At 69.7% G+C, this 19,102-nt stretch carries 18 protein-coding genes; 4 read left to right on the top strand and 14 right to left on the bottom strand.

The window, feature by feature from the left end; translation table 11 throughout:
• From TVH25_RS07925 to rfbD, 3 genes are read right to left on the bottom strand one after another with little or no spacing between them, the layout of a single operon-like run.
• Positions 1-1,086, bottom strand: a complete 1,086-nt coding sequence (locus tag TVH25_RS07925) for a sugar phosphate nucleotidyltransferase (RefSeq protein ID WP_422423765.1) — start codon at positions 1,084-1,086, stop codon at positions 1-3.
• Positions 1,083-2,003 carry a glycosyltransferase family 2 protein gene (locus tag TVH25_RS07920; protein ID WP_169619812.1) on the bottom strand — a complete coding sequence of 307 codons (921 nt, stop codon included), beginning with the start codon at positions 2,001-2,003 and terminating at the stop codon, positions 1,083-1,085. Before TVH25_RS07920 ends, TVH25_RS07925 begins: the two co-directional genes overlap by 4 nt.
• A 59-nt stretch (positions 2,004-2,062) precedes the next feature.
• Positions 2,063-2,920, bottom strand: coding sequence for a dTDP-4-dehydrorhamnose reductase (gene rfbD, locus TVH25_RS07915; protein WP_169619813.1), 858 nt, complete (start codon positions 2,918-2,920; stop codon positions 2,063-2,065).
• A gap of 386 nt (positions 2,921-3,306) precedes the next feature.
• On the opposite strand from rfbD, the gene TVH25_RS07910 reads away from it, so the two are divergent.
• Both TVH25_RS07910 and TVH25_RS07905 read left to right on the top strand, forming a co-directional pair.
• Entirely contained in the window at positions 3,307-4,782 is a 1,476-nt protein-coding gene (locus TVH25_RS07910; RefSeq protein WP_422423774.1) for an LCP family protein, read from the top strand.
• A 63-nt stretch (positions 4,783-4,845) separates the two neighbouring features.
• Positions 4,846-5,556 (top strand): TIGR03089 family protein, encoded by a 711-nt coding sequence (locus tag TVH25_RS07905; protein ID WP_422423764.1) that lies wholly within the window; start codon positions 4,846-4,848, stop codon positions 5,554-5,556.
• Here TVH25_RS07905 and TVH25_RS07900 read toward each other — a convergent pair.
• From TVH25_RS07900 to TVH25_RS07870, 7 genes are all read right to left on the bottom strand, one after another.
• Complete coding sequence (locus TVH25_RS07900; protein ID WP_422423763.1) at positions 5,534-5,938, bottom strand: hypothetical protein; 405 nt, start codon at positions 5,936-5,938, stop codon at positions 5,534-5,536. The two genes, TVH25_RS07905 and TVH25_RS07900, sit on opposite strands and share 23 nt — an antisense overlap.
• Before the next feature lie 61 nt (positions 5,939-5,999).
• The gene (locus TVH25_RS07895) at positions 6,000-8,432 is read right to left on the bottom strand and encodes an FtsX-like permease family protein (protein WP_422423762.1); all 2,433 of its coding nucleotides are present in this window, start codon (positions 8,430-8,432) and stop codon (positions 6,000-6,002) included.
• Complete coding sequence (locus TVH25_RS07890) at positions 8,429-9,208, bottom strand: ABC transporter ATP-binding protein (RefSeq protein WP_296550434.1); 780 nt, start codon at positions 9,206-9,208, stop codon at positions 8,429-8,431. The genes TVH25_RS07895 and TVH25_RS07890 overlap by 4 nt, the downstream gene beginning before the upstream one ends.
• 113 nt (positions 9,209-9,321) lie before the next feature.
• Positions 9,322-10,035 carry a response regulator gene (locus TVH25_RS07885; protein WP_378527693.1) on the bottom strand — a complete coding sequence of 238 codons (714 nt, stop codon included), beginning with the start codon at positions 10,033-10,035 and terminating at the stop codon, positions 9,322-9,324.
• Positions 10,032-11,222, bottom strand: coding sequence for a sensor histidine kinase (locus TVH25_RS07880; RefSeq protein WP_422423761.1), 1,191 nt, complete (start codon positions 11,220-11,222; stop codon positions 10,032-10,034). The genes TVH25_RS07885 and TVH25_RS07880 overlap by 4 nt, the downstream gene beginning before the upstream one ends.
• 12 nt (positions 11,223-11,234) lie before the next feature.
• Positions 11,235-11,777, bottom strand: a complete 543-nt coding sequence (purE, locus tag TVH25_RS07875; protein ID WP_072699464.1) for a 5-(carboxyamino)imidazole ribonucleotide mutase — start codon at positions 11,775-11,777, stop codon at positions 11,235-11,237.
• Positions 11,740-13,014, bottom strand: a complete 1,275-nt coding sequence (locus TVH25_RS07870; protein WP_422423760.1) for a 5-(carboxyamino)imidazole ribonucleotide synthase — start codon at positions 13,012-13,014, stop codon at positions 11,740-11,742. The genes purE and TVH25_RS07870 overlap by 38 nt, the downstream gene beginning before the upstream one ends.
• A 189-nt stretch (positions 13,015-13,203) precedes the next feature.
• Between TVH25_RS07870 and TVH25_RS07865 the strand changes: the two genes are divergently transcribed.
• Complete coding sequence (locus TVH25_RS07865) at positions 13,204-13,734, top strand: GtrA family protein (protein WP_378527633.1); 531 nt, start codon at positions 13,204-13,206, stop codon at positions 13,732-13,734.
• 31 nt (positions 13,735-13,765) lie between these two features.
• Here the strand turns inward: TVH25_RS07865 and TVH25_RS07860 are convergent, their stop codons facing one another.
• From TVH25_RS07860 to TVH25_RS07845, 4 genes are read right to left on the bottom strand one after another with little or no spacing between them, the layout of a single operon-like run.
• Complete coding sequence (locus tag TVH25_RS07860) at positions 13,766-15,070, bottom strand: sensor histidine kinase (protein ID WP_422423758.1); 1,305 nt, start codon at positions 15,068-15,070, stop codon at positions 13,766-13,768.
• Positions 15,071-15,082: 12 nt separating this feature from the next.
• The gene (locus tag TVH25_RS07855) at positions 15,083-15,766 is read right to left on the bottom strand and encodes a response regulator transcription factor (protein ID WP_296549036.1); all 684 of its coding nucleotides are present in this window, start codon (positions 15,764-15,766) and stop codon (positions 15,083-15,085) included.
• Positions 15,767-15,803: 37 nt separating this feature from the next.
• Positions 15,804-16,367, bottom strand: coding sequence for a PH domain-containing protein (locus tag TVH25_RS07850; protein WP_296549035.1), 564 nt, complete (start codon positions 16,365-16,367; stop codon positions 15,804-15,806).
• 51 nt (positions 16,368-16,418) lie between these two features.
• A complete protein-coding gene (locus TVH25_RS07845; RefSeq protein WP_296549034.1) occupies positions 16,419-17,264 on the bottom strand; it encodes a biotin--[acetyl-CoA-carboxylase] ligase in 846 nt (281 codons plus the stop codon).
• Between the two features lie 116 nt (positions 17,265-17,380).
• Here TVH25_RS07845 and TVH25_RS07840 point away from each other — a divergent pair, with 116 nt between their 5' ends.
• A complete protein-coding gene (locus tag TVH25_RS07840) occupies positions 17,381-19,021 on the top strand; it encodes an acyl-CoA carboxylase subunit beta (protein WP_378527637.1) in 1,641 nt (546 codons plus the stop codon).
• The last annotated feature ends 81 nt before the right edge of the window (positions 19,022-19,102 follow it).

Here is a 19,102-nt window from a genome sequence, read left to right as displayed (position 1 = left end):
TCACACATCCGTGCTGAACCGGATGCCCCCGTCCGGGAGCTGCACCCCCGGCCACACCCGCGCACCGCGCAACAATTCACACCGGGCTCCGATGTCGGCGCCGTCGCCGATCACGCCGTCCCGGATCAACGCCCGTGGACCCACGCGCACACCGAATCCGATGATGGTCCGCTCGATCACCGCCCCGGCCTCGATCCGGGCGCCGTCGAAGATCACCGCACCGTCGAGGCGCGCGCCGGCGCCGATCTCCGCTCCGCGCCCCACGACCGTGCCGCCGATCAGCAGCGCGCCCGGACCGACCGAGGCACTCGGGTGCACCAGCGACTCGCCGCGGGGCCCGTGCAGCGCGGGCGACGGCGCAATTCCGCGGACCAGGTCGGCGGAACCGCGCACGAAGTCCTCCGGCGTCCCCATGTCGCGCCAGTAGGCGGCATCGACGTGGCCGTAGACGCGTTTGCCCTCGGTGAGCAAGGTCGGGAAGACCTCCCGCTCGACCGACACCGGCCGGCCCTCCGGGATCTGTTCGATGATCTCCCGGCGAAAGACGTAGCAGCCCGCGTTGATCTGGTCGGTCGGCGGATCCTGTGTCTTCTCGAGGAACGCCGTCACCCGTCCGTCGGCGTCTGTCGGCACGCACCCGAAGGCACGCGGATCGCCGACGCGCACCAGATGCATCGTCACGTCCGCTTCGTTGCGCACGTGGGTGTCGAGCACAGCGCCGAGATCGGTGCCTCCGAGCACGTCGCCGTTGAACACCATCACGTGGTCGCCGCGCAGCTTGGGCAGCACGTTGCGGATACCGCCGCCGGTACCGAGAGGCTCGGTTTCGGTCACGTACTCGATCTCGAGGCCGAAGTCCGAGCCGTCGGCGAAGTGCTCCTCGAAGACCTCTGCCTTGAACGACGTGCCGAGCACCACGTGCTTGATCCCCGCCTCGCGGATCCGTGCAAGAAGGTGGACCAGGAACGGCACCCCGGCGGTCGGCAGCATGGGCTTCGGTGCCGACAACGTCAGCGGTCGCAGCCGCGTGCCCTTGCCGCCCACCAGGATCACCGCATCGGTATGCGATGCTGCAGCACTGGTCATGGTCTCCCCTGTTTCGTGTCGTTGCCGGATTGAACGTCCGGCTCGGCGCTTGCCCTGGCGCGCTCACGCACCGCGGCCGCGACCGCAAGCTTCGATCGCACGAGCAGTCCGCCCCGCAGTGCCCATCTCAGCGGCGCCTGCCACCTGTGCGGATGACGGTCGGCCTGGAACCGGTACGCGCTCTCGTGGTGTGCGGGAAGCATGAGTTCGGGATGTCGCCCGGCGGCGTGGCCCTTGGCGTGGGTCACGTGCGCGGACGGAACGAACACGTTGAGCCACCCGGCGCGGCCCAGCCGGTCGCCCAGGTCGACGTCTTCCATGTACATGAAGTAGCGCGAGTCGAATCCGCCGATGGCGTCGAATGCGGATCGGCGCAGCAGCAGGCACGATCCGGACAGCCAGCCGACGGACCGTTCGCTGATCTCCTCGTTCTCCTGGCGGTACCGCTGGGTCCACGGATTCGCGGGCCACACCGTTCCGAGGAGCGCGTGCCCGGCACCGGATGCGAGGGTCGGGACCGAACGAGCGGACGGGTAGATGCTTCCGTCGGGCTCGTGGATCAGCGGGCCGAGCGAGCCGGCTCGCGGCCACCGGCCGGCCGCCTCGATCAGCGCGTCGAGCGACCCCGGTTCCCATCGCACGTCCGGGTTGGCGACCACCACGAACTCGACCGACGACTCGATCTCGGCAACGGCACGGTTGACCGCGCCGCCGTAACCGATGTTGCCGCCGGTGCGCAGGAGCTCCACGTTCGGATGCGCGACCGCAGCTGCCTCCGGCGTACCGTCGGTCGACCCGTTGTCGGCCATGATCACCCGCGTCGGGCGCTCGGTCGCTCCGGCGAGCGAAGTCAGAAAGTTCTCGAGGTGCTCGCCGGGCGAGTACGTCACCGTCACCACGGCCAGCGTCGAATCCACGCGGGCAACCATAGCGACCCTCTCGGTGTGCGGTGAAACACAGGCTGCGCACTCGCAGGTCATCTGCGCGTGTCCACCGATCCGATGGCCGCGTGCAGCGCGTCTCGCCACGGTCGCAAGGGCGTGAGACCGGCACGTGCCCACCCCCCGCCGTCGAGCACCGAATACGCCGGGCGCGGGGCGGGCCGCACGAACTCGTCGCTCCCGCACGGCTGCACCCGTACCGGATCTGCGCCGACCTCCGCGAACACGGCTTGCGCGAGGTCGAACCAGGTGGCGTCGCCGCCGTTGGTGGCATGCAGCACGCCGCCGGGCAGATCCGTCCGAGCGGCGAGCTCGAGCAGTCCGTCGGCGAGGTCGTGCGAATAGGTCGGCGATCCACGCTGGTCGTCGACGACCCGCACGGTGTCCCGCTCACGCTCGAGCCGCCGCATGGTGGCCACGAAATCCGTGCCGTCTCCCGTGTACACCCATGCGGTGCGCACGACATGCGCCGACGGCAACGTGCCCAGCACCGCGCGCTCGCCGGCTAGTTTCGTCCGTCCGTACGCGGTGCGCGGGCCGGTCGCGGCGTCCGTGCGGTACGGCTCGGTCGCGTCGCCCGCGAACACGTAATCGGTGGAAACGTGGATCAGGTGGGCACCTTTGTCCGCACAGGTCGCGGCGAGCACCCCGGGCCCCGTTCCGTTGACGGCTGCCGCGCGGGCCTCGTCGCTTTCCGCTGCGTCGACCGCGGTGTACGCGGCGCAATTGATCACCACCGCACCCGGCTCGATCGTCGCGGCGGTGGCTACCGGATCGGTGATGTCCATCTCTGTGGAACCGACGCCTCGAACGGGTATCCCGGATGCGGCAGCCCGGGCGAGGAGCGCACGGCCCAGCTGTCCGTGGGAACCGGTGACGAGGAGGGTGGACACGCTGTGAAGTCTGGCACGCCGGAGTGGTGCGTGCCCCTGGAGCACCCGCCCCAGTAGCCTTCAGGGGAAGTCCGGACACCCGACATCAGCCTGCCCAGCAGTGCTCGACACGACAGCAGTGCGCGATACAACAGCAGTGCTCGACACGACAGAAGCGATCCACCCGACAGGAGGACCAGGTGCCGCCAGAGCCGCCCCGCCGCCGTACCGGCGGGCGACGCCCGACGGGCGGCCGCCGCTCTCGCGCGGGTGGAACACCGATCGCCGACGGTCCCGGGGCGGCCGCCGCCACGGGCAGACGACCGCGCCGGCCCCGCCGGAGCGGCGATCCCGGTCGCCCCGCGGTCGCCGCGGCACCCCGCGTCTTCACCGGACGGCCCTTGCAGATGATCGCGGCGGTCGCCGCGGCTCTCGCACTCGTGGTCACCGGCATCGCCTGGCAACGGATCGACTCGCTGCGGTCTTCGCTCGCATCGATCGGCGGTCTCGGCCTCGGCGGCGGGGAGGACGGTGCGGTCGACATTCTGCTGGTCGGCACCGACAGCCGCACCGATGCGCACGGCAACCCGCTGTCGCAGCGCGAACTCGACGCGTTGCGCGCCGGCGAGGAGGTCGCCAACAACACCGACACCATCATCATGATCCGGGTGCCGAACGACGGGCGTTCCGCGACCGCGCTGTCCATCCCGCGCGACACCTACGTCGATGTTCCCGGCATCGGCATGTCGAAGATCAACGCCGCCTACGGCGCAACGAAGGAAACGACACGGCTGGAACTGGTGGAGTCCGGCTCCGACGCCGCCGAGGCAGAGACCGAGTCGACGAAGGCGGGCCGGGAAGCGCTCATCGAGTCCGTGGGCGACCTGACCGGCGTCACCGTCGACCATTACGCCGAAGTCGGCTTGCTGGGCTTCGTGCTGTTGACCGACGCGGTGGGCGGTGTGGAGGTGTGCCTCAACGCTCCCGTCGACGAGCCTCTCTCCGGCGCACGGTTCGATGCCGGACAACAGACGCTCGAAGGCCCCGACGCGCTCAGCTTCGTGCGGCAACGACACGGTCTGCCCCGCGGGGATCTCGATCGGATCGTTCGCCAGCAGGTGTTCATGGCGTCGCTCGCGCAGAAGGTGCTCAGCGCCAAGACCCTGAGCAACCCGTCGAAGGTGAATCAGCTGACGGCAGCGGTGCAGCGGTCGGTCGTGCTCGACTCCGATTGGGACATCATGGATCTGGCGACCCAATTGCAAGGCCTCGCCGGAGGCGACGTGACGTTCTCGACGATCCCCGTGGAGGACATCAACGCGATGACCGACTACGGCGAATCCGTGGTGCAGGTCGACCCCGACGAGGTACGAGACTTCGTGGCGGGTCTGGTCGGACGCACCTCCGACGATCGGGCACCCGACGACGACAGGACCACGTCCGCCACACCGGCACCGGACATCGAGCCGTCGACAGTGACCGTCGACGTCACGAACGCCGGCGACGTGGCCGGCCTCGCGTCGGTGGTCTCGGCCGAACTCTCGTCCGAGGGGTACATCGAGGGCGAGGTGGGCAACTACACCGGCTCGGCGGTCTCGTCGTCGACCGTGTACGGCGCCGGCGAGGAGTCCGACGAGACGCGCGCGGTGGCCGCTGCGCTCGGAGGGCTCGACACGGCGACGGATCCGACGCTGCCCGAGGGAACGGTGCGCGTGGTGCTCGCCGGTGACTACAGCGGTCCCGGCACCTCGACCTTCGCCGGTTCGGAGTCGACCACCACCTCGAGTTCGTCCGGCCTGACCCCCGCGGACGGCACCGCCACACCTGCTCCGGCCGCGCCTCCGATCGACGCAGGGTCGGAGGGCCCGCGCTGCGTCAACTGACCGCACCGCCGGCCGCCCGCGATCGACACGCGAACCAACCACCGCCCGACGAACGAGGTAGATGTGACCACACTGACCGACACCCTGCTCGAACCGATCCTCACCACCGATCCGGCGGGTCCGCGGATCACCTGGTACGACGACGCGACCGGAGCCCGGATCGAACTGTCGGCGGTCACGCTGGCCAACTGGGCGGCGAAGACGGCGAACCTTCTGCGTGACGAGTTCGGTGTGCTGCCCGGCGCGCAGGTGGCGGTCCTGCTTCCGGCGCACTGGCAGACTGCCGCTGTGCTTCTCGGCACGTGGTGGGCGGGTGCCGAAGTCGTCCTCGAGCCCTCCGACGACGTGGAAGTGGCTCTCGTGACGCCCGATCGTCTCGCCGACGTCGAACAGGTTCCGGAGGTGGCCGCGCTCTCGCTGGACGCCTTCGGTGCGCCCGTCGCGGATCTGCCGCCCGGTGTCACCGACTACGCGACGAACGTCCGGGTGCACGGCGACCAGTTCCGCTCGGCGGGCGACGGTGGCTCGGTGCTCGACGGGCGCTCCGCCGGCAGCGTACTCGCCGCCGCGCGCGACGCCGCACAGAGCGCGGGGATCACCGCCGCGGACCGGGTGCTCTCGTCACGGACCTGGGAGACGCCCGACGCGCTGATCGGCGGCTTGCTCGCCGTGCTGACGGCAGGCGCGTCGCTCGTGCAGGTCTCCCGTCCCGACCCGGCCGCCGAGGAACGGCGCGTCGTGAGCGAGAAGGTCACCGTGCGCCTGGACGGGTGATCTTCCGGTAGCCGCCGTCCTCCAGTCCTGCTTCGATCTCGAACCTGTTGCGAGAACCAGGATTTCGAATCTCTTCCCACCAATACCGCACGGCGAACCCGAGACCGTATCGTGCCCACTGATCGGCGTGGACGGCCTCGTGACGCAGCAACCGCCGGGTCGGCTGGGCGCGGGTGAGAAACGCGCCGCCGACTGTCGTCCCTCCGCGCGCGAAGCCGCCCCGCATACCGGCGCACACGTAGATGCCGCACTCGTCGTCGAAGGTCACTGCGGCGCCCCACAACCTGGCCCAGAGCAATGCAGCCGCGGTGGCGACACGCGCGGACGGCACACCGCGCGATGCGCGGACCGCGCGGCTCGGGACCCTGCGTTCGGGGGGCACGGTTCCGAGCCTAGCGATCCGGTGCCGCCGTCACGGCGACGGCGGCGCCGCGCAGAGACCGTCAGCCGGTCAGCGCCGCCACGGGGCTGGTGCGGCCGGCGCGGTGCGCGGGGATCAATGAGGCCACCACACCTGCGATGCTCCCGGCCACGACGATTGCGACGAGCTGCGCCCACGGGACGGCGCCCGGCGTGACGTAGCCGGCGCCGATCACGGACGCGGTCCCGGCCGTGCCGAGCAGCAGGCCCAGAGCGACCCCGAGCACCGACGCGACGCCGGCGATGATCACGCCTTCCCGCACCAGCAGACTGCGCACCCCGGACCGGGACAGGCCCAGCGCGCGCAGCATCCCGGTCTCGCGACGCCGTTCGATCACGGACAGAGCCATCGTGTTTCCGACGCCGATCAGTGCGATGAGAATCGCGATCGACAGCAGACCCCCGACGACCAGCAACATCGTGTCGAGCACCTTCTCGAGCATCTGGCGGTTCGCCACCGCGCCCACCACCTCGCTGCCGGGTGAGATGTCGGCCGCCACCCGCGCGATGTCGTCCGAGACCGCGACGAGCCGGTCGTCGGTCAGACCGTCGTCCAGCCGCAACCAGACGGTGTCGGCAGTCTCGGAATCGATGGCCTGCAGGTCGGCGAGCGTGATCAGGTCGGGCGCACCGGGGCCCGCCGTCACGACCGTGAGTTCGCGCGACCCGGTGTCGCCACGCACGGTGACCGCCTCGCCCTCACGGACTCCCAGCGTCTCGGCCAGCGCCGGTTCGAGGGCGATCGTTCCCGGCTGCGGCAACCGAACGTCGTCCCGCAGTGTCTGTGCGGCAGAGTCCGGATCCACCCCGGTGACGAAGAATTCGGTCTCCCCGACCCCGACGGTCGTATTCGCGACCGCGGTTCCCGCGCGCAGACCGTCGAGTGCGCTGAACCGGTCCACGGTGCCGTCGGATGCGCCGGGAACCGACATCACCGCGACGTCGACGGGAAAGTTCTCGTCGATCAAGGCCGGTGCGCCGGCCTTGAGTGTGCCGATGCCCACCACGATCGTGGAGGTCAGGGTGACACCGATGAACAGCGCGGTCGCGGTCGACGCGGTACGACGGGGATTGCGGCGGGCATTACCGGCGGCGAGCGCGGCCACGGGGCCACCGAACCGGGCCAGCGCTTGCCCTACCGCCCCCACCAGGGCCGGCACGATCCGGCGGGAGGCCAAGATGACGCCGACGAACAGCATCAGCCCACCGGGGCACGCCATCAGGACGTTGCCCACCGCCGCTCCGATCCCGAGCAGTGCCGCACCGCCGGCAATCGCCAGCAGTGCGCACACCCTGCGCACCCACGTGTCCCGCACCGGTTCCGGCTGGGTCTCGAGCGGATGCATCGCAGCCAGTGCGGACACGCGTGTCGCAGCCCTGGCCGGGCCGTTCGCGGCGATCACGGTGACCACGGTGCCCAAGAGCAGGCCGAGGCCGATCGCGCCGGGGGTCACCGCGATCGAGGTGAGCGGGATCGGCACGTCCGCGGCGCGGGCGACCGCGACGACCGCGGCAGCGAGACCACATCCGGCGAGCACGCCGAAGACCGCCGAAACGAAGCCGACGATCACGGATTCGGCACGTACGCTGCGTCGCACCTGCGCGGATGTGACGCCCACACAGCGCATGAGCGCGAACTCGCGCGTCCGGGCCGCGAGCAGGACCGCGAAGGTGTTGGAGATGACCAATCCGGCGACCACGACCGCGATGGCAGCGAAACACAGCAGCACGTTGCGGAGTACCCCGATGTCGCCGACATAGCTTCCCGCTACCGCGGTCGCCCGGTCGGCACCTGTGGTGACCTGCGCGCCGGGAACTGCGGCGGCGAGTGCGTCGGTGAGCGCGGACCCGCCCCGGCCCGCGACCCTGATCTCCCACTCGGTGTACTCCCCCGCCCAGGCCCGGACCTGCGCGACGTCGCCGAACACGAGGCGCGAATCCAGCGCGAGGGGTGACCCCGCAAGGTCGACCGTACCGACCACCGTGACGTCGCCGGCCGCAGGTTTCCCGTCGATATCGGTGATCGCCAGGGAATCACCGATCGCGTGGCGCGACGACGAGCCCACCGTCACCTCGCCGGGGCCGGACGGCCAGCGCCCGTCGGCGAGTCGCTGCCACCGCAACGACACGTCGCCCGACACCGTCGATGCGGTGCTGTAACCATCGGTTCCGGCGACCTTTATCGGGCCCGTCACATCGAGGGCAGAGGCTTCCACGCCCGGCACAGCCGAGATCGCGGTGAGGACCCCGTCGGGGTCGAGGTCGGAGTCGGACTCGGTGATGACGGCGGCGGCACCGTCGTACTGCGCCGCCGTCGACGTGGTGATCGCGGAGTCGACGGTGCTGCCGAGAACGAGCGTCGCGACGACGAAGGCGACCGCGACGACCACTGCGAGTGCCGACGCGACGTATCGGCCGCGGTGTGCCCGTGCCTGAGCGAGAACGAGATGTCTCATCCGACCGACACCGGGCCCGCGCTCAGATCGCGCATCGTTTCGAGCACGGAATCTGCTGTGGGCTCATGGATTTCGCCGGCGAGCCGGCCGTCCGACAGCAGGACGACCCGGTCGGAATACGATGCGGCGACCGGGTCGTGCGTGACCATGACGACGGTCTGACCGGTTTCGCGCACGCTGGACCGCAGCAGCGAGAGCACCTCGGCGCCGGAGTGCGAGTCGAGGTTGCCGGTGGGTTCGTCGGCGAAGATGACGTCCGGTCGCGCCAGCAGTGCGCGCGCGACCGCGACCCGCTGCTGTTGCCCACCCGACATCTCGTGCGGGAAGTGGTCCAGGCGCTCGGTGAGACCGAGTCGGCCGATCACTTCGTCGAACCACTCGGGGGCCGGACGCGTTCCGGCCAAACGCATCGGCAGCAGCACGTTGTCGCGGGCGGTGAGCACCGGCAGCAGATTGAAGGCCTGGAACACGAACCCGATGCGGTCGCGTCGTAATCCGGTCAGGACCGCGTCGGACGCGGAGCTGATGTCGATGTCGCTCCGCCGCGCGTCTCCGTGCAGAACCACGCGGCCCGCGTCAATTCCGTCCAAGCCGGCGAGTGCGTGCATGAGCGTGGATTTTCCGGAGCCGGACGGCCCCATGATCGCGGTGAACCGGCCGCGTTCGAAGGCGACGGTCACCCCGTCGAGGGCGCGCACTTCGGCGTCGCCGCGACCGTAGACACGCACGACGTCGTGCGCCGAACACGCCGGCAGGAAAGAACCAGGTTTTGTCATGGTTCGACCGTAGAAATCCGGCGGCCGCAGCGCATCGGAGCGCGGAGCGATCCTCGTGGGGCCGTGTCATCCCACGGTAGGACACATCGCCGTGTCCCGGTCCGACCGCGGGCCTACTCGCCCGCGCCGAGCAGTTCGTCGGGGCGCACCAGACCGGACCGGAACGCGAACAACACCGCCTGCACCCGGTCGCGGGAACCGGTCTTCGCCAGCACCCGCCCCACATGGGTTTTCACGGTCGCCTCCGACAACACGAACCGCTGCGCGATCTCGCCGTTGGTCAGCCCGTGCGCCATCGCGACCAGGACTTCGAGTTCACGCGGCGTCAACTCGGCGGGCACGTCCACCTGCGCGGCAGGCGGATGCGCGGACGCTCCGAGCATCGGTGAAATGTGCCGGAGCAGTCGCCGCGTCGCGCGCGGCGCCATGATCGCGTCTCCCCGGTACACCGTCCGTACCGCGTCGAGCAGATCCTCGGGCGGCGCATCCTTGAGGAGGAATCCGCTGGCTCCGGCGGCGATGGCCTGCACGACATACTCGTCGTTGTCGAAGGTCGTCAGCACCACGACCTTGGGCGCATCCGGTTCCGCCAGCAGCATCCGGGTCGCGGATATCCCGTCGACCCGCGGCATCTGCACGTCCATCAGGACGACATCGGCGTGCACACGCGCGAGTTCGGCCACGGCCGCTGCTCCGTCGGACGCCTCCGCCACCACGTCGATGTCTGGCTGCGATTCGAGGACCATGCGGAAACCCGCGCGGACGAGTTGCTGGTCGTCGACGAGCGCGACGCGGATCGGAACTTCGGGATCGGACACGTCCGTCAGCCTAGGCAGGGACCGTGACGCGAACACGGTACCCACCGCCGTCTCGCGCGCGCGGCCCCGCCCCCGGGGGGCCGGCGGGCAACCGGGCCCGGCGGGGGGTGCGGGGGGCGCCCGGGCCCCCCGGCCCGCGCCCCCACCCGCGCGGCCGCACCCCGCCCGTCGTCGACGGTCTCCACGACGAGGCGGTCCGGGCGCCAGTCCAGGGTCACCTCGGCGTGTGCGCTCGGTCCGGCGTGCTTGAGAACGTTCGTCAGCGACTCCTGCACGATGCGGTACACGGACAGGCCGAGCCCGTCGGAGACCTCGCGGGGCGTTCCGGTCTCGGTGAACGTCACGTCGAGACCGCTGTCGCCCATCCGGTCGATCAGGGCGCCGAGATCGCCGAGGCCGGGTGTCGTGGTGAACTCCCGTGGCGAGTCCTCGCGCAACACCGACAGCAGCGACCGCATATCCGTCAGTGCGCCGCGGCCCGTCTCGGAAATGGTGGCGAACACCTCCGTGGCTGTCTCCGGGTGCTGCGCGGCGGCATACCGTCCGCCGTCCGCCTGCGCGATGATCGCGGTGAGCGAATGCGCGACGATATCGTGCATCTCCCGCGCGATCCGGGTGCGTTCCTGGGTGGCGGCGAGTTCCGCTTCCTTGAGCCGTTCGAGTTCGAGCAGCCGGTTCCGTTCGGTCAGCGACGTCACCTCCCGCAACCGCAGGCCGCGAACTCGCCCGAACGCCCAGATCCCGCCGAGGAACACGGCGACCAGCACCGCCATGACCGCGACGTCGAACGGTCGGCTGCCCGGCGGGGACAGATACCGCGCCCCGGCACCCGCGCCTCCCGCCACCGCGGCGACGAGAGCGACGTTCGCGGCCCAGCGCGGGGCGTAGGCCGCAAGCGAGTACACCGCGACGGGAACCGCGATCGCGGTCCCGGGCCCGAGTTCCGGCAGGAACGCGAGATGCGCGTACGAGGCGACAGCGACGATTCCGCCCGCGGCCACCGGATACATGCGCCGCCAGACGAGCGGGACGGACAGAGCGAGAGCCACGACGACGACCGCCGGTGAGCTCTCGTCGACGGCAAGCGCAGCGGCCACCGCGAACAACACGATCGGTCCCGCGAGGACGGCGTCGACCGTTCCGACGTGCGCCCGGGACCACCGGTTCCATCGTTCCACCAGCGACGTCGTCTGCACGGCGGCGGTCTGTCAGCCGAGGAGCGTGCGTCGCAGCGCGTCGTCCTTCTCGAGCACCATTTTTTCGAGACCGGCTTGGAACCGCTCCATCTGCTCGCGCAGCGCCGGATCGGACGCGCCGAGGATCCGTGCCGCCAGCAGGCCCGCGTTGCGCGCGCCCCCGATGGACACGGTTGCCACGGGCACTCCGGCGGGCATCTGGACGATGGACAGCAGCGAGTCCATGCCGTCGAGATACTTGAGCGGGACCGGCACACCGATCACCGGCAGCGGCGTCGCCGACGCGACCATGCCCGGCAGGTGCGCGGCGCCACCGGCTCCGGCGATGATCACCTTGATTCCCCGGCCCGCCGCGTTCGCGGCATAGTCGAGCATCCGTTGCGGTGTGCGGTGCGCGGAGATCACGCCCACCTCGAAGCGGATTCCGAACTCGGCGAGCGCCTCGGCGGCGGCCTCCATCGTCGGCCAGTCGGAGTCGCTGCCCATGATCAGGCCGACCTGCGCACCCTGCGACACGTCACTCACCGTTGTCTCCCGTGTGTTCGTTCCAACCATCGGTCCAGACCGCGTGCGAGAGCCAGTGCGCGGCACGTTCGGCGCGCTCCCGCACCGCGGCGACGTACGCGGGGTCGTCGATCGAGCCGCTCGGATCGCCGAGCAGATTGACGTGCCCGATCTTCCGGTCCTTGCGCTCACCCTTCCCGTACAGGTGCACCCTCGCGTCGGGCATCCGGGCGAACAGGTGGTGCAGGCGCTCGTCCATGCTCATCTCGGGTGCTTCGGCAGCACCGAGGACGTTGGCCATCACCGTCACCGGGGCGAGCGGAGTCGTGTCGCCGAGCGGGTAGTCGAGCACCGCGCGCAGGTGCTGTTCGAACTGACCGGTGCGTGCGCCGTCCATACCCCAGTGGCCGGAGTTGTGCGGGCGCATCGCGAGTTCGTTGACGATCAACTCGCCGGACCGGGTCTCGAAGAGCTCGACCGCCATGACTCCCACCACGCCCAGTTCACCGGCGATGCGCAGGGCGAGCTGTTCGGCTGCGGCCGCGACGTCGGCGGGGAGGTCCGGTGCCGGCGCGATGACGACGGCGCACTGCCCGTCGCGCTGAACGGTTTCCACCACGGGCCACGATGCGCCCTGCCCGAACGGGGACCGGGCGACCATCGCGGACAGCTCGCGCGTCCACTCGATCTTCTCTTCCGCGAGGAGCGGCACACCGGCGGCGAGTTGCTCGGCGACGACACGCTCGAGTTCGGCGCGGTCGTCGAGGATCCACACGCCGCGCCCGTCGTATCCGCCACGTGCCGCCTTGAGCACGTAGGGCCGGCCCAGGGTGTCGAGTGCGGCGATCGCATCGTCGACGGAGGTGATCTCGGCAAACTTCGGCATGGGTGCCCCGAGCGCGCCGAGCCGGTTCCGCATCGCGATCTTGTCCTGCGCGAAGATCAGTGCCTGCGGCGGCGGCAGCACGTTCACGCCTTCCCGCTGCAGCACCTCGAGGTGCTCGGTGGGCACGCCCTCATGATCGAAGGTCAGTGCGTGTGCGCCGGTGGCGGCGCGGCGGAGCGCGTCGAGATCGTTGTGGCTCCCCAGCACGACATCCGGGCTGACCTGCGCCGCGGGCTCGTCCGCGCTGCCGGAGAGGACGCGCAGCGTCTGGCCGAGCGCGATTGCGGCCTGGTGGGTCATCCGGGCGAGCTGGCCCCCACCGATCATGGTGACGACCGGCATACCGCCGGTGAGTGCACGTGGGGTGTCGGATCGAGGAGACGAATCGGATCTGCCGGTCACGGGTAACCATGTTGTCACAGGCCGTCGCAGGTGCCTCGCAGCGGTGTCACCGCACGTCGCGGGCATCGTGCGGCGCTCGTGGAAGGGTGTGCGCCGCCCGGCCGTCGCGCACGATACGAACCTGTGGCGTGGCTGATAGTTTCTCGCAAGGTTCGTGAATTCACGCAAACGTTTCGTAGACTTCTCCGAGTGTCATTCGTTGATGAAACCCTGAACAGAGTTCCGCAGCCCCTTCGGGACTTGTTGGTTCGTCATCGCGAGCTCATCAAGTTCGCGATCGTGGGCGGCACCACGTTCGTCATCGACTCCACGATCTTCTACACCCTCAAGCTCACGGTTCTGTCGGAGAAGCCCGTCACGGCCAAGATCATCGCCGGTGTGATCGCGGTGCTCTGCTCCTACGTCCTCAACCGCGAATGGTCCTTCAAGAATCGCGGCGGCCGCGAGCGTGCGCACGAGGCGTTCCTGTTCTTCTTCGTGAGCGGGATCGGCGTGGTCCTGTCCTTCATCCCGCTGTACATCTCGAGTTACGTGTTCAACCTGCGGGTTCCCGAAGTGAGCCTCACGGTCGAGAACATCGCGGACTTCGTCAGCGCGTACATCATCGGCAACCTGCTGCAGATGATGTTCCGCTTCTACTGCTTCCGGCGGTTCGTCTTCCCCGAGGAGATGACCCCCGAGAACGTGCCCGGCGAACTCACCGACGAGCCCCGGACCTGATCCGATCCCGAGCGCGGGCAGGCCGTCCGGATCATCTCGGTTCCCGGGTTCGCCGCTCCGGCGCTGCGTGATCTTTGCTCGCGCCGAGGAACAACGCGAACAGAGCGGGTCTGCGACGTTGCAGTTCGAGGCGCCCGCCGTCCGCTTCGACCAGCGCCCGTGCCAGTGCCAGGCCCAGTCCGGTCGAGCCGCCACCGGAGAAGCCGCGGTCGAAGATGTGCGGAACCAGGTCGTCGGACACTCCCTCGCCTTCGTCGCTGACCTCGACACACACGGTCGAATCTCCGCGCGTGGCGACGTAGCGCACCGAGACCGTGCACGTTCCGCCACCGTGAACGAGTGCGTTGTCGACGAGCACCGCGACCGCCTCACGCAACCGTGATCCCGTCACCGACGAGCGCAACGACGGGTCGCCGCTCAGCACCAGTTCGCGGCCGGCCTCCTGGAACGGGCCGCGCCAATCCGCGATCACGCCGGTGAGGTCGCCCACCACAGAGACCTCGGTGCGGAGTTCGGCGGCGCTGTTGCGGGACTGCCGGACCAGGTCGGTGATCGCAGCGGTCAACCGGTCCACCTGCGCCATCGCGGCCTCGGCCTCCTCGACGACCGCCGGGTCGTCGTGGGTGGACAGTTCGTCGAGTCGCAGCCGGATCGCCGTCATGCGCGACCGCAACTGGTGGGAGACGTCGCCGACCAGGCCGTGTTCGCGCTGCAGGCGGTTGGAGATCTCGACGGCTGCGGCGTCGAGCACGTCGGACACGCGATCGAGTTCCGGAATTCCGTGGCGGCGTGGGGCGGGCCGGAAGTCACCTTCGGCCAGCCGGGCGGCGCGACGAGCCACGTCCCGGAGGGGGTCGGCGAGCCGTCGGGCGGTCGCCACCGCTACGAGTGCGCCGACGGCGACGGACAGCAGCACGAGCAATGTCACGGCCGCGAGCACCTGCTGCTGGAGGGTGCGCAGGCTCTCCGACGGAACCTCGATCCGCAGCGAACCCGATGTGCCCATCGAGAGCGACTCCACGATCGGGGACTCCACGACGGGTGCCCCGATGTCGAGGCGCGCCGCCACGTTTTCCGGGGTGGGGTAGACCACCACGACCCGGCCGTCGGCGGGAACGAGAAGGCGCAGGGAACTGGTGTCGAGTCCGCCGACCACGACGCCACCGGTACCCTCCTGCGCAATGATCTCGTCGGCCATCCGCCCGAGACGGTCCTGCAGGTCGCGCCGCGCGGTGTCCTCCACGAACAGGTAGGCCGTATAGGCGAGCGGAACACCGAGCAGGAGGGCGACGAGCAGAACGGTGGCCATCACCGCATTGAGGATGCGACTACGCACGTGCGCGGGCCGCTAGTCGGTATTCAAACGGAAACCGACACCGCGCACCGTCGCGATGCGTCGTTCCCCCGCGGGTCCCTCGTCGCCGATCTTGCGACGCAGCCACGACATATGCATGTCGAGGGTCTTGGACCCCCGCAGATCGGTGTCACCCCAGACCTCTTCGAGGATGATGTCGCGCGAGACCACCTGCCCCGCGTGTTCGAGCAGGACCCGCAGCAACTCGTATTCCTTGTTGGCGAGTGCGACCTCGGACCCGTCGACGAGAACCCGCCGGGCGGCTCGTTCGAGCCGGATCCCCGACACGTCGACGATATCGTCCTGTTCGCCCGAGCCCCGGCGCCGCAGCAAGGCACGGACCCGCGCCATCAGTTCGGCGAGCCGGAACGGCTTGCCGACGTAGTCGTCGGCGCCCGCGTCGAGCCCGACGACGAAGTCGACTTCGTCTGTCCGGGCGGTGAGCATGAGGACGGCCAGCTCGGACCGATCCGCGCGGATCTGACGGCACACTTCCAGACCGTCCATACCGGGCAGGCCCAGGTCGAGGATGAGGAGGTCGTAGTCGCCGGACAGCGCACGTTCGAGCGCCACCGGGCCGCTGTGTTCGACCGTCACCTCGTAACCCTCGCGGCCGAGCGCGCGCGAAAGCGGTGCCGCGATGGCGTCGTCGTCTTCGGCGAGTAGTACGGCAGTCACGGATTCAGCGTACGGATCGATGGCCCGGTTGTCGGGATTACCACGCTTTGCGCCGGGTGTCCTCTTCGTGCGGGTGCCGCGCGGGGCGGGTTTCCGCCGCGGTGCGGTCCTGCGCGTCGAATGCCTGCTGGTAGAGCAGGGCGTGGACCTGCCGCACTTCGGGAATGTCGTCGAACTCGAGCGGATCGTCGGCAGCCGAGACCACCACGAGGGTTCCGGTGCGGAGCATTCGGTCGACGAGCCCGTGCCGGAACTGGACATTGCTGATCCGGCCCATGGGAATGTCGATTCCCGTGTGCGTGAGGACACCGGTGCGAACCAGCACGCGCCGGTCGGTGACGATGAAGTGCGTGCTGAGCCAGCTCACGAGCGGAACGAGGGAGCGCCACACCACGACCGCGAGCCACAGCAGCACGACCGCCACGCTCAGGACGGTCGCTGCGGCACCGTCGAGCCGAGCGGCAACGACCCCCAGCAGGAAGCCTGCGAGCGGCGTCGCGACGAGGAGAATTGCCGCCGGAACGATCAACGCCTTCCAGTGCGGATGACGGTGGAGCAGCAGCTCTTCCCCTGGTGCCAGCGCGTCGTCGGGATATCCCATGGCGCCCACGATGGCACATACCGGTGACCGCCCGCCTCGTCGGCGTGGTTGTCAGGCGGGACGCAGGTGCGTGATGTCCCCCGCGGCCACGGCCACCGTGTCGCCGCCGCCGTCCGGCCGGATCACGAGACGGCCCTGGTCGTCCACGTCCACGGCGAGGCCACGCAGTTCGGTGTCGCCGGGCAGCACCGCCCGCACCTGCTGCCCGATCGTGCCGCAGCGCTCGCGGTACGCGGCGGCGGGCCCCGCCGTGTTCCAGCCCGCGCGCGCCCACGCACGGATCCGGTCGGCGAACGCGGCCAGCAGCGTCTCCGCGAGCAGCGTCCGGTCGAGATCGCCGGCGTCCTCGAGCAACAACGACGTGGCGGTCGGAACGGGCAGTTCCTCTGCCGTGAGGGTCACGTTGACCCCGACGCCGACGACGGCTGCCGGCTCCGGTGAGGTGGACGCGACCTCCACGAGGATCCCCGCGAGTTTCCGTCCGCCGACCAGCACGTCGTTCGGCCATTTGAGCTGTGCCGGGACCCCGCCGACCGAGCGCACGGCGTCGACGGTGGCGATCCCGGCGATCAGCGGCAGCCACCCGAGGTCGCGCAGGGGGCACCCGGGCAGGCGCACGAGCACCGAGACGATGACCTGGGCCGCCGGCACACCGTTCCAGGTACGCGAGTGCCGGCCGCGTCCACCGCTCTGGAACTCCGCCAGCAGCGCGCGGCGATCGGCGCCCGTTCCTGCGACGGCGAGCAGGTCCGCGTTGGTCGAGCCGGTCTCGTCCACCACGTCGAGCCGGGTGTAGAACGCGCCGCTCCCACCCGAGGTGAGAGCGCTGCGCAGGCGAGCCACGTCGAGGGGTGCGCGCAGGGAAGCGAGATCTGGCGTTTCGCGGTTTCCGGCCATGCGCCCAGCCTAGGGTGGGTCGAAATCCCCTACCCGCCGGTAGGTCCAGTTCAATAATTCAACACAACCGGGACCGGCGCGGCACAGGCATGTGACGCTCGCTAAGCTGACTGCCCATGACCACTGTCCAGGAGCCCTCCGCGTCCGAGGCGGCGAGTACGCCCGATATTCACACCACCGCCGGCAAGCTCGCCGACCTGCGCAATCGTCAGGCCACGGCTCAGGCTCCCGTCGGTGAGGCCGCCATCGAGAAGGTGCACGCCAAAGGCAAGCTGACCGCCCGCGAGCGCATCACCGCGTTGCTCGACGAAGGTTCGTTCGTCGAACTCGATGCTCTCGCCCGCCATCGCAGCACGAACTTCGGTCTGGCCGAGAACCGCCCCGTCGGCGACGGTGTCGTCACCGGCTACGGCACGATCGACGGCCGCGACGTCTGCGTCTTCTCTCAGGACGCCACGGTCTTCGGTGGCAGCCTCGGTGAGGTCTACGGCGAGAAGATCGTCAAGGTCATGGATCTCGCGGTCCGCACCGGTCGTCCCCTGGTCGGTATCAACGAGGGTGCCGGCGCGCGCATCCAGGAAGGTGTCGTCTCGCTCGGACTGTACGGCGAGATCTTCCACCGCAACGTGCAGGCCTCCGGCGTCATCCCGCAGATCTCCCTCATCATGGGCCCCGCCGCGGGCGGTCACGTGTACTCCCCCGCGCTGACGGACTTCGTCGTCATGGTCGACAAGACCAGCCAGATGTTCGTCACCGGCCCCGACGTCATCAAGACCGTCACGGGCGAAGACGTCACGATGGAAGACCTCGGCGGCGCACATACCCACATGGTCAAGTCGGGTGTCGCGCACTACGTCGCAGAGGGTGAGCAGGACGCGCTCGACTACGTCCGCGACCTGCTGTCGTACCTGCCGAGCAACAACCAGGCTGCTGCCCCGCGTACCGCCCCGACCGATCCGATCGACGGCGCGATCGAGGATTCGCTCACCGACGAGGACCTCGAGCTCGACACGATCATCCCCGACTCGGCGAACCAGCCGTACGACATGCACGAGGTCATCCGCCGTCTCCTCGACGACGACGAGTTCCTCGAGGTCCAGGCGGAGCGCGCCCGGAACATCATCATCGGCTTCGGCCGCATCGACGGCCGCAGCGTCGGCATCGTCGCCAACCAGCCGACCCAGTTCGCAGGCTGCCTGGACATCGACGCCTCCGAGAAGGCCGCCCGCTTCGTGCGCACGTGCGACGCCTTCAACGTCCCGATCATCACGCTCGTGGACGTCCCCGGCTTCCTGCCCGGCACCGAGCAGGAGTTCAACGGCATTATTCGCCGCGGCGCGAAACTGCTGTACGCGTACGGCGAGGCGACGGTCGGCAAGATCACCGTCATCACCCGCAAGGCGTACGGCGGCGCGTACGACGTCATGGGCTCCAAGCACATGGGCGCCGACGTCAACCTCGCGTGGCCGACCGCGCAGATCGCCGTGATGGGCGCATCCGGAGCCGTGGGATTCGTCTACCGCAAGCAGCTCAAGGACGCCGCCGCAGCCGGCGAGGACGTCGATGCGTTGCGCCTGCAGTTGCAGAACGAATACGAGGACACCCTCGTCAACCCGTACATCGCGGCCGAGCGCGGATATGTCGACGCGGTCATCCCGCCGTCGCACACCCGCGGGCAGATCGTCTCCGCGCTGCGACTGCTCGAGCGGAAGATGGTTTCGCTCCCGCCGAAGAAGCATGGAAACATTCCCCTGTGACGGTTCGCGACGGAGTGCGTGCGCGGGCCCCCCGGGGGCCCCGCGGGGCCCGGGGGCGCCCCCCGGGCCCCCCCCCCCCCC

The organism is Rhodococcus sp. 7Tela_A2 (genome assembly GCF_049311045.1).
GTDB lineage: Bacteria > Actinomycetota > Actinomycetes > Mycobacteriales > Mycobacteriaceae > Rhodococcus.
Note: the sequence above shows the minus strand (reverse complement) of the source record. Positions and strands in the feature narration are given on the sequence as shown.